The organism is Paenibacillus sp. FSL H3-0302 (assembly GCF_037982245.1).
Lineage (GTDB): Bacteria > Bacillota > Bacilli > Paenibacillales > Paenibacillaceae > Paenibacillus_AQ > Paenibacillus_AQ odorifer.
Map to the genome: position 1 here is coordinate 5379349 of NZ_CP150284.1, position 11348 is coordinate 5390696.

General features: G+C 44.9%; 9 protein-coding genes. All 9 read right to left on the minus strand.

Annotated features, from left to right (window positions below):
• Window positions 1-120: 120 nt before the first annotated feature.
• Window positions 121-1968, minus strand: coding sequence for a molecular chaperone DnaK (gene dnaK, locus MHH50_RS24010; protein WP_036677488.1), 1848 nt, complete (start codon window positions 1966-1968; stop codon window positions 121-123).
• 175 nt (window positions 1969-2143) lie between these two features.
• Window positions 2144-2725, minus strand: coding sequence for a nucleotide exchange factor GrpE (gene grpE / locus MHH50_RS24015; RefSeq protein ID WP_036677491.1), 582 nt, complete (start codon window positions 2723-2725; stop codon window positions 2144-2146).
• A 48-nt stretch (window positions 2726-2773) separates the two neighbouring features.
• The gene (gene hrcA / locus MHH50_RS24020; protein WP_036677493.1) at window positions 2774-3805 is read right to left on the minus strand and encodes a heat-inducible transcriptional repressor HrcA; all 1032 of its coding nucleotides are present in this window, start codon (window positions 3803-3805) and stop codon (window positions 2774-2776) included.
• A 103-nt stretch (window positions 3806-3908) separates the two neighbouring features.
• The gene (locus MHH50_RS24025; protein WP_051490987.1) at window positions 3909-4400 is read right to left on the minus strand and encodes an N-acetyltransferase; all 492 of its coding nucleotides are present in this window, start codon (window positions 4398-4400) and stop codon (window positions 3909-3911) included.
• A gap of 93 nt (window positions 4401-4493) precedes the next feature.
• Complete coding sequence (gene hemW / locus MHH50_RS24030) at window positions 4494-5666, minus strand: radical SAM family heme chaperone HemW (protein WP_076105910.1); 1173 nt, start codon at window positions 5664-5666, stop codon at window positions 4494-4496.
• Between the two features lie 185 nt (window positions 5667-5851).
• Window positions 5852-8128: an FAD-dependent oxidoreductase gene (locus MHH50_RS24035; protein ID WP_340033532.1), complete on the minus strand. Its 2277-nt coding sequence runs from the start codon at window positions 8126-8128 to the stop codon at window positions 5852-5854.
• A 19-nt stretch (window positions 8129-8147) separates the two neighbouring features.
• Entirely contained in the window at window positions 8148-8975 is an 828-nt protein-coding gene (locus MHH50_RS24040) for a carbohydrate ABC transporter permease (protein ID WP_076129699.1), read from the minus strand.
• Between the two features lie 63 nt (window positions 8976-9038).
• Complete coding sequence (locus tag MHH50_RS24045; protein WP_249267723.1) at window positions 9039-9923, minus strand: sugar ABC transporter permease; 885 nt, start codon at window positions 9921-9923, stop codon at window positions 9039-9041.
• 91 nt (window positions 9924-10014) lie between these two features.
• Window positions 10015-11319 carry an extracellular solute-binding protein gene (locus MHH50_RS24050; protein WP_340033533.1) on the minus strand — a complete coding sequence of 435 codons (1305 nt, stop codon included), beginning with the start codon at window positions 11317-11319 and terminating at the stop codon, window positions 10015-10017.
• Window positions 11320-11348 lie beyond the last annotated feature (29 nt).

Below are 11348 nucleotides of genomic sequence, written 5' to 3' on the forward strand. Positions count from 1 at the left end.
AAAGAGTGTGCAATCTGATATTACAAAAGGAAAGTCAAAACACGGGATGACCCGGTTTTGACCTTCCCTTCTTAACTATATAAGAATTTATCAGTTTCCTATTACACTTATCGTATAAGGTTACCCTTGATTCTTATCTTCGTCAACAACCTCATAGTCAGCGTCAACTACATTATCTTTTTTAGGAGCGCCTTCAGCGGCTCCAGCGCCACCTTCAGCACCTTGCTCAGCTTGAGCAGCTTGTTCGTACAGCTTCATGGACAACTGTTGTACAATCTCAGTCAATGCTTCTGTAGCTGCATTGATTTCTTCAAGATTGTCAGTTTCAAGTGCTGCTTTAACTTTATCTTTAGCTTCATTTGCTTTTTCAACATCAGAAGCATCAGCTTTATCGCCAAGGTCTTTAATTACTTTTTCAGTAGAATACACGAGTTGGTCAGCACCGTTCTTCGCTTCCACCAGTTCTTTACGCTTACGGTCTTCCTCAGCGTGAAGCTCGGCATCCTTCATCATTTGTTCTACTTCTGCGTCGCTCAGGCCGCTGGAAGAAGTGATAGTGATTTTTTGGCTCTTGTTCGTGCCTTTATCTGTTGCAGATACATTTACGATACCATTGGCATCAATATCGAAAGAAACTTCGATTTGTGGCACGCCACGTGGTGCTGGTGGAATCTCGTTCAGCATGAAGCGTCCCAGTGTCTTGTTGCCATTTGCCATTTGACGCTCACCTTGCAGCACGTGAATCTCTACGCTAGGTTGGTTGTCAGCAAAGGTTGAGAATACTTGGGATTTGCTTGTAGGAATCGTAGTATTACGCTCGATCATCTTCGTGAACACGCCACCTGCAGTTTCAATACCCAGGGAAAGCGGAGTTACGTCAAGCAATACAACGTCTTTAACATCACCAGTCAATACACCCGCTTGAACAGCAGCACCAAGAGCTACTACTTCATCCGGATTCACACCTTTGTGTGGTTCTTTGCCAGTAAGCTTTTTGATAGCATCTTGTACAGCTGGGATACGTGTAGAACCACCAACCAGAACGATTCTAGTAAGGTCTGCAGGGGTCATGCCAGCATCAGACAATGCTTGACGAGTTGGTCCCAAAGTACGTTCTACCAGACCAGCAGTCAGTTCATCAAATTTCGCACGAGTCAAGTTGATCTCTAAGTGCTGAGGTACGCCGTCAACCACAGTGATGAACGGAAGCGATACAGTTGTTGTCAGTACGCCTGACAATTCTTTTTTCGCTTTTTCAGCTGCATCTTTCAAACGTTGCACAGCAGATTTATCTTTGCTCAGATCAATGCCTTGCTCTTTTTTGAATTCGGATACCAGGTAATCCATAACCACTTGGTCAAAGTCGTCGCCACCCAGCTTGTTGTCGCCGCTTGTAGCTTTTACTTCGAAGAAGCCATCACCAAGTTCAAGGATGGATACGTCAAAAGTACCGCCACCAAGGTCATAGACTAGAATGGTTTGATCTTCGGATTTCTCCAGACCATATGCCAAAGCTGCTGCTGTTGGCTCGTTCACAATACGCAGAACTTCCAAACCTGCAATTTTACCTGCATCTTTGGTAGCTTGACGTTGGCTGTCATTAAAATAAGCAGGAACAGTGATAACTGCTTGAGTAACAGTTTGGCCAAGATAAGCCTCTGCATCGGATTTCAGCTTTTGCAGAATCATTGCCGAAATTTCTTGTGGGGAGTAGTCTTTACCATCAATGCTTTCTTTATGGTTAGTACCCATGTGACGTTTAACAGAGCTGATCGTACGATCAGGGTTAGTAATTGCTTGGCGTTTAGCCGTTTCACCGACGATACGCTCGCCGTCTTTCTTAAAGCCTACAACCGAAGGGGTTGTACGCGCGCCTTCTGGGTTTGGAATTACTACGGCTTCGCCGCCTTCCATAACGGCAACGCAAGAGTTCGTGGTTCCTAAGTCAATACCGATAACTTTACTCACAATAATTTGCCTCCTCTAAAGTTATATGGAGCCTAAGCTCAATAAATTTATAAAAATATCAAAAAAATTCGATTGATAATAAACTATCCGGGCAACAGCCTGCAATCGGATAAATAGTAGGCAAAAGCACTGCTGCTTTATGGCGAGCAGAAACTGCCCGTCCTATATAGACAGACTACATGCTGACTTTGACCATGGCCGGACGAAGAACTCTATCTTTCAGAAGATATCCCTTTTGAACCTCTTCTGTAACGATACCCTCTTCGTACTCCTCGCTCTCAACCTGCATAATAGCCTGATGGTATTCAGGATTAAAAGGCTGTCCTACTGTTTCCATAGCTGTAAGCCCCTCAGCCTTCAATACCCCATCCAGCTGACGGAAAATCATATTAACGCCCTTCGCGAAAGCTTCGGATTCAGGATTAGCTGGAGTAGTGACTAACGCACGCTCGAAATTGTCCAGCACGGAAAGCAATTCCGTCAGGAGCTTGGAGGTAGCATATTGAGCCAACTCTTCTTTTTCCTTCTGGGTACGACGACGGAAGTTATCAAAATCAGCTTGTGCACGCAGTGCACGACCTTGATATTCATCAGCAAGATCCTGTAGGCGTTTCACCTCAGCACCTGTATCTGAAGCACCTTCACTAACGTTTTCAGCTGTAAATGAGTCGGCATCTGAGACTACTTCAGCCACAGGCTCCTCATTGATCAATTCCTCTTTGAATTCATTAGAATCTTGAACTTGTTCCTTTTTCAAGTTGTCTTCACCTCCTTAAAATCATTCACGAAATCATGTTGACTCTGTTCACTTATACCAGTGCGCCAGCATCGCTGTCAAATCTCGGGATAAAATGCCCAAGATCCCCATCACTCTTGCATATTCCATACGGGTCGGCCCAAGGATCCCAATGCTTCCTAGTGCCTGCCCATCAAGTGAATAAGTGGCGGTGATCAGACTACAGTTAGCGAACGCTTCGTGATTGTTTTCTGTTCCTATTCGTACTTGAATACCTGTGCCACCCACTGTAGGGGCCAGCATTTTGAGCAGTGTCGGTGTCTCTTCCAGCAGATCAAGAATACTCTTCACCTTGTCTACGTCTTTGAACTCAGGCTGTGTCAGCATATTCGTTGCTCCGCTGAGATAGATGCGCTGCTCTTGATCGCTTTCCAGCGCGGTGTCCAGCACCTGCATTAATTCTTCATAATGTGAGATGTGACGCTGCATTTCTTCGCCAAGCTCGGAATAGAGCCGAGTCTTCAGCTTATAGAGTGGTACATTGACCAGTTTACTATTCAGTAGGTTAACCACTTTCTCCATCTCGGAAACAGAAATCTCCGGCGGAATGTTCACCGTACGATTCTCAACTTGCCCCGTACTTGTGACGATAATGGCCACAGCGGTTGTATCATCTAGTGGTAACAACTGAAAATGACGCAATGAAGTATGAAAAACCTCCGGTCCCAGCAGGATGGAAGTATAATTCGTCATATTGGAAAGAATCATCGCCGCATGTTGGATTACCTGCTCCATTGCATTTAGCTTCTCGGCAAAAAAAGCGCGGATCGTGCCCATTTCTGCCGTTTCGGCGGAATTCCACGGTACCAAATGATCCACATAATATCGGTATCCTTTATGGGAAGGAATTCTTCCCGCCGATGTATGAGGCTGCTCGAGATAACCTAAATCCTCTAGGTCAGCCATTTCATTTCGAATCGTAGCCGGACTGTATCCTACATCTCCCCGTTTAGAAATGCTGCGAGATCCTACTGGCTCTGCCGATGAAATATAATCATCCACAATTGCATTTAGTATCATTCTCTGGCGATCAGTTAACATGTTATTCCCTCCTATCGGCTGTGGCTCCGATTCGTTAGCACTCGACTCAGATGAGTGCTAACCACTAATACAAAAATACCAAACTGACATTGACATTGTCAAGTCAGTTCAGTATCTTAAGCACTGCTATTTCATCGCAGGCATGCTGCTTTTTACAATTCACGCAATCTGTCCATACTTTTTCAGGGAAAATCTCTTTCTGGACGACTTCAAATCCATTTCTAAGAAAAAAATCAACAGCATAGGTTAGTGCCATTACCTTTGGGATTTTCTGGTTCCTAGCTTCCTCGACCAGCTTCGCCAATATCATGGAGCCTACGCCTTTACCCTTGCCTTCATCATTCAATCCAATTGAACGAATCTCTACGAGATCATTCCCGAGCTTGAAAAGTGAACCACAGCCTACGAATCTGCCTTCGATTTCGGCAACTACGAATTGATCGATCTGGCGTGTCAGCGCCTGCCGGGAACGGGGCAACATGATGCCGCGCTGGGCATACTCTTCTATCATTAGATACAATGGCTCAACGTCTTCTACCACAGCATTTCTACAAATCACCTGTGCGTCTCCCGCTGGAGACGAATGGCGAATCATTTCCGTCTTGGCAAGCACTTTGGTTCACCCCTCTGTTGATAATATGAATAAATATACAACAGAGTGAATTACAATTCAAGGGGTATTTTAAAATTAAACTTCTGTCAGGGCGCCTACAAATTCAGCAAAAACATCGTTCCCAAACAAGATTCCTTGCTTGCTGAGTCGGTAAACCCCTGCTTCTTGTTCCAACAGCCCTGCATGCAGCATTTTATGCAAGGATTTCTCGAATACTTCCTCTATTGAACGCCCGAATTGCGCCTGAAAAGCTTCATTAGAGACGCCCTCATGCATACGCAAGCCGACCATCATAAAGTCTTCCATCGCTTCTGCTTCTGAGATTGGGTATGCATCCAGTCGTGGCAGCCCTTTACGTGTGGCTTCTACATATGGATTTACGCCCTTAACATTAATATGCCGCTGACGTCCCACATATCCATGTGCTCCTGCTCCTAGACCATAATAATCTTCATTACGCCAGTAGGTGATATTATGGCGGCTCTCCATTCCTGGTTTCGCGAAGTTACTGATCTCGTATTGATTGTAACCCGCTTCCTTCATAGAGGACATCAACAGGAGGTACATTTGCAATTCATCTTCTTCATTAGGAAGAGGAAGCTTGTTCTTATTAAACAGCGTGTGAAAAAGAGTATTCTCCTCCACCTTCAAGCTGTAAATAGAATAGTGGGGTAGATCCAGCTCCAACGCCTTGCGGATACTTTCGCCCAACATCTCAACAGTTTGATTAGGCAGCCCAAACATCAGGTCAACCGAAAGATTATTTAGTCCAACTGCACGTGCATTCTCTAGGCTCCGGTATACATCATCTACATTATGAATCCTGCCGATGCCTGTGAGCAGCTCGTTCTGAAATGCTTGAACACCAAAGCTCACCCGGTTCACGCCGCCTTCTTTCATAACCGTCAGCTTGTCCAGATCCGTTGTTCCAGGGTTAGCTTCCATAGAGAACTCAATATCTTTATCCCAGTTGGGGAAATGCGTGCGAACAGACTTTAAGAAATAAGCCATTTCATCAGGTTTTAAAACAGTGGGTGTGCCTCCGCCGACGAAGATCGTTTTGATAACACCCGGAGGGGTGTTCTTGACGGTCTGCTCCATCTCTCGATCCAAAGCTTCGAGATAATCCATAACTGGCTGATCCTTGAGTACATAGGAATTGAAATCACAATAAAAGCACTTATTGGTACAAAAAGGGATATGAATGTATACAGCCTCAGGGGGACGGCCATTAGTCTTCGTTGTCATTAGCTGTCTCCTTTATATAAAAATATCGTTTGAATAGTGTAATCTAAAAAACAAGAAAAGGGAAGCCTGACGGCTTCCCTCCGAGGGCGTTCATTTATAAATGAACTCTATTTTATAATATAAGAAAGTATAAGTTTTACGTTATCCTATATATTTTGTATTTCCCGCAGAAACGGATACCGTCCCTATAAGGACGGCAAAGCCGTTGCTTCTTGATAAATCCGCATTTCCACAAGTTCGGCATGTACTCCACCGTTAGTTTCATGAATAACGATCCGGACAGCATCTGTAAGGACAGGCTTCTCTAATCGATGAACATTTTTCCGGCGATGGTTATCTTTGACACGGAGCATGACTTGCCACGCGCCATCAATGAGCAGCTCTACATCATAGTTCTTTACCAGTTCAGGAATCACTAGAAATGGCGTTTCATGGTGATGTAAGTTGATGAGATCTTCATTGACATCATCATTAAAGGTGAAATGGATTTCGGAGACTGGAGCAGCATCCGGGAGACGCGCCTCTACCCACTCCGATCTACCCGCGGTCATCGGCTCAGAAACCCAGCTATGTGGTCCCGCGAAAGGTCGAACATACCCATCAATGACTTTAGATGCAGCATATGCCGATGTTTCTACTGCAAAGCAGAAATGCCTGCGTACAAGTTGTTTCATGCTCCACTCTATCACCGGCTGATCTGGCTGATGATCCTCCAGCGCTGAATCAACAACGGATTTAGCACCTCGCTCAAATGTAATGACACCAGTGATTGGGGTTTCTGAAATATGCAATTGAAGGTGTTCATTAGCTCGAATAATAGCGAAGATATTACATTCACCGATAAGACTACATTTCTCCTCTTGTATCGGAACTTCAATCCAATGCTGTTCTCCAGCCTGTACTGTTAAAACATCAACCTGTTTGCACTCCGCCGGCACGTAATTTTCCGCACGTCCAGTCATCCAGATCTCCACGGTCAGCTGCGTCTGAATACTTGCTGACACAAGCAGCCTTAACCCACGGATACTTCCTTCAACCGGAAACAAAATCCCTACATCATGAGAAAGCTCATAAGCTTCGGCTGGACGATCCAGCAGGATACCATTCAACGTGCTGGATGCATGAATCTCGCTTTTTCTGGCGAGGTCCAGTGGATCTTCGTTACGTAATCCAATAATCGAAGCATCTTGCTTTAACATCACCTGTTGCAATTCATGCATATGCTGCTGGCGAATTTCACGTGGGGTCACACCTTTGATGACGGATAAAGCTGCACCTGCTCCAGCTGCTTCACCCATGATCGCACAGGTTGCCATAACGCGTGTTGTTCCAAAAGCCACATGAGATGCACTGATATTACGACCCGCGAAGAATAGATTCCGCACATTCTTCGAATATAGCGAACCAAATGGAATATGGTAGATCCCGTCCGCATGCAGATGCTTGGAGCCACTCTCTTGTGCGTACATCCCCTGTGGGGGATGTAGATCAATCGACCAGCCACCAAATCCAATACGGTCTGCAAATTCACGCTGCGCGAGAATATCATTTTGCGTTAGAATCGTATCGCCAATAAATCGTCTGTATTCACGTTTACCCGGAATCGAGCCAACCCACTCCAGCGTCATATTCTCGGCATCAAAATGGCCTGAGTTTTTGATATAATCCCAAATCCCATAAATAACAGAGGATAGTTCATCACGTATACGTTCATTCTCATCCACCGTATCAAGCTCGCCGCCCCACTCAATCCACCAGTAGTGACAGCCTGAATCCCCACTCCGAATGACCCGGCGGATCGGGATAGACGTTGTTGTAATATCCTTCGCGAATGAGGGTGCAACATAACGTACCGGTTTTCCAGTATCCTGTGTATAGAATAATAATGTACTGCCTAATGTAATATTATCAGGCACTTCAGGTGCCCATTCCTCATTAAATTCATGGCGGGCTTCACGTCCTAATCGGAAATCAGCTCCTGCCAGGAAGCCAACCAAACCATCACCCGTGCAATCGATGAACGCCTCACTCTTGAACGTAATCAACCGCTCAGATCCCATCATCCAACCAATCACACTGCGAATCGTCCGATCCTCTGCCTCACCTTCCGCTTCCACTTCACGTACATCGGTATTTAGGAACAAGCTGATATTCGATTCTGCCTTCACCGCTTCGAGCAAGGTTAGATCCCATAGATATGGATTCCCTTCCGGGTTCCGGTATTGATTCTCGATGAACAGCTCACCCATAATGCCTGTCTCACGTGCATAGCGATTTACACCATGTCCTGTTGCACCACATACCCATACCCGAACCTCTGAACTCGAGTTACCACCAAGTACAGGACGATTCTGTACCAGTGCTACCTTTAACCCAAGACGTGCTGCAGCAATCGCCGCGTTCATCCCTGCAAGTCCACCCCCGACCACTGTCACATCGGATTTAACCGTTTCTGTTCTCATGTCAGTATCCCTCCTATAGTTAGCCTTTCACAGCCGAGCTAGAAATTCCTTGAATAATATATTTCTGACCTATGAAGAAGATAACAATCATTGGAATGATCGCAGCCGACGAAGCGGCCATCATCCCGTTGTAATCCACATTGTTCTCAAGAATAAAATTCTGCAATCCAAGCGGAATGGTATATAGCTTAGGGCTCTGCAAAAATACAAGCGCATTCTCATAATCATTCCATTGCCAGGAGAAATCAAGAATAGCAAACGTAGCGATTGCCGGCTTCGCTAATGGCAGAATTAAGCGGAAAAATATTTTGTAATGCCCGGCTCCATCCAGAAAAGCAGATTCCGTGATTTCCTTAGGAATGCCCATGAAGAACTGCCGAAGCATAAATACACCGAAGATCGAGAACATGGCTGGAAGGATTAGGGCCAAATGCGTATTGTAAATCCCAACCCAGTTAAACATGATAAACTTAGGAACAAAAAGCACCTGCGGTGGAACCATCATCATGGATAGATATATGACAAATAGGCCATCCCGCCCTTTAAACGAAGTACGTGAAAATCCGTAAGCGGCAAGGGCAGATAGAAACACAGCTCCCGCAGTTCCAATAATCGATATCTTAAGTGAATTTAAATAATACGGAACAAAATCATAACTTCCTGTCCACACCCGAATATGATTGCTCCAGTTGAGAGATGAAGGCAGCCATTCGTTAAACACCTCGGCAGGTGTCTGAAAAGATGTGCTGAGCATCCATAGAAAAGGCACAATCATAAATAGTCCTAGAACAAACATGATGATCGTTACTGGCAGCTTCACCTTCATGTTTCCTGCTTTTTCATTCATACCGCCTGCTCCTTTAATTTATGGTTTCGGGGCCTCCCGCAAAGCTCCACTTTGTGGGTTTAATTAGTAATGAACCCAGCGCTTTTGGCCGATCCACTGAATGACTGTAATGACGAGAATGACGGCGAACAAGAACCATGAAATGACTGAAGCATATCCCATATCGTAATAACTGAATGCTGTTTTATAAACGAATAGTGATAAGACCGTCGTACTTCCGCTAGGTCCTCCAGCCGTAATGGCTTGAATAATCGAGAACGATTTCATCGTCATAATTAATCCGGTAATCATTAATAAAAAAGTTGTTGGACTAACAAGAGGCCATACAATTTTCCATGTTGTTTTGAATGTGCTTGCACCATCGATCCGGGCAGCTTCTAGCTGTTCTGTCGAAATTTCCTGTAGTGCTGCTAAATATATGATCATATTGTAGCCAAGCATCAGCCAGATCTGTACGATATCAATGGCATACATTGCGGTTTCCGTATCCGCAAACCACCCTGGCGGCGATGTTATGCCAATCCAGCGAAGCAGTTCATTGATGGGTCCCTGTGAAGGCTGAAATAGCAGCATCCAGACAAATGCAACGGCTACTCCACTAGAGATATACGGCAGGAAAAACATTCCACGCAATAATCCTTTAAGATACACACTGCGGTTTAGAAATAGCGCCACAATAAAAGCGAGCACCATCGATACTGGAACCGATATCAGGAATATCACCGTATATTTGATAGAGGCATAGAAATTATCGTCATGGAACAACCGTTTGAGATTATCCAGCCCGGTAAATTGCCAATTCGGATTTGAAAATTGATAATTCGTAAACATCAGGACAAAGGAAAAGATTGCAGGAATCACAAAGAATAAGAGAATACCAATCATATTCGGGAGAATAAAAGTCATGCCGATCCAGCCTTGTCTGTCCATCCAGCTTCTCCGCTTCACGGTATCGCCGCCTTTCGTATGCTGAAAAATGGGTACACGAAAGAGAAGAACGAAGAATTCTTCCCCCTTCTCTTTTGTGCCAGCTATTTCTTTATTTCATTAACTCTTGCGAACGGGTTTGCATATTTTTCATCGTGGTATCAATATCTTGCTTATTTAAGAAGTATTTTTCATACTCTTCTTTACGTGCATCAATGGCTTGTTGAGGTACATTAAGCTGGAAGGATGGGAATTTGCCGAATACAATATTATTCATTGAATCTGTATCATATTTGTCTTCTACACCATTCAAGAGAAGGCTCATCGCTTCCTTACTGTCCACACTCTTAGAGGCTGGAATACGACCCCCGCTTGCCATTGGCAGCATACCGCCATCCGCATACCATTTTGCGAACTCCCAAGCCGCATCCAGGTTCTTGGACTTTGCATTAAGAGCAAGCATGTCGCCCACACCGCCCGAATATTTATAATCCTTTTGATCTTTATTCACTTTTGGAATAGCGGCGAACGCGGTTTTGAAATCATGCGGATAGTCCTTCAAGTTGTTCGCATTGCGGAAAATAAACTCACCTGCTGCCAGCATTGCCGCTTTGCCTTGCAGGAACATGGTGTCAACCGGCATTTTACTGGTCAGCTGCTCCCCATATTCCGGTGTGGATTTGTCCACGAACATCATGTTATGCAATATTTCCAGTTGCTGTTTCCAGAGATCATTTCCAAAGTTTGAAGTACCATCCGCCTGTTTCACACCCATTCCAGCAAGCGTACCGTCCATCGTTGTTGCGAAGGAGGAATCTGCCTGCAATAATCCGTACACACCAGGTTTCGTTAGCTTCTTCGCATACTCCTCAAGATCTGACCAAGTCCAGTCCACCGCAGGAATCGGTAATCCTGCTGCATCCAGCATATCTTTGTTCAACCATACAAACGCCATGTTTTTCTTTGTAGGAATCCCATAGTATTTATCATTGATTTTCCACATCGCTGCGTCCTCGCCGATCTGGCTGTCGATATCATAATCTGTTTTCGTGCTTAGATCCAAGGCAACGCCTGCATCCATACGTTTCTGTAAATGAGCAAGATCGTAGTTCATGAAAAGGTCTATGTTTTGATTGGTCATCAAGGCAGTATCCAGCTTTAAGTTTCCAGCATCGTCATTTACATTACGGATATACTCGACTTGAATGTCTGGATGATCTTTATTCCAGTTATCAATTACAGCTTGAGGCCCGGCTTCTGCCGGAACTGCCCCCCACATCGTAAGCTTTATTTTCTCCTTTGCTGTTTGTCCATTTGCACTGCCCTGCGCATCATTACTTCCACTAGTACCACAACCAGCCAGCATCGTACCTGCTAATAAGACAGAAAGCACTGCAGGATACCACTTTTTCTTCATCGATATCTTCCCCCTTGGAAGGATTATGT

What these genes read in the sequence shown, in the direction of transcription:
- hrcA (WP_036677493.1), bottom strand. Translation starts at nt 3,805, where the DNA reads ATGTTAACTGATCGCCAGAGAATGATACTAAATGCAATTGTGGATGAT.
- MHH50_RS24025 (WP_051490987.1), bottom strand. Translation starts at nt 4,400, where the DNA reads ATGATTCGCCATTCGTCTCCAGCGGGAGACGCACAGGTGATTTGTAGA.
- hemW (WP_076105910.1), bottom strand. Translation starts at nt 5,666, where the DNA reads ATGACAACGAAGACTAATGGCCGTCCCCCTGAGGCTGTATACATTCAT.
- MHH50_RS24035 (WP_340033532.1), bottom strand. Translation starts at nt 8,128, where the DNA reads ATGAGAACAGAAACGGTTAAATCCGATGTGACAGTGGTCGGGGGTGGA.
- MHH50_RS24040 (WP_076129699.1), bottom strand. Translation starts at nt 8,975, where the DNA reads ATGAATGAAAAAGCAGGAAACATGAAGGTGAAGCTGCCAGTAACGATC.
- MHH50_RS24050 (WP_340033533.1), bottom strand. Translation starts at nt 11,319, where the DNA reads ATGAAGAAAAAGTGGTATCCTGCAGTGCTTTCTGTCTTATTAGCAGGT.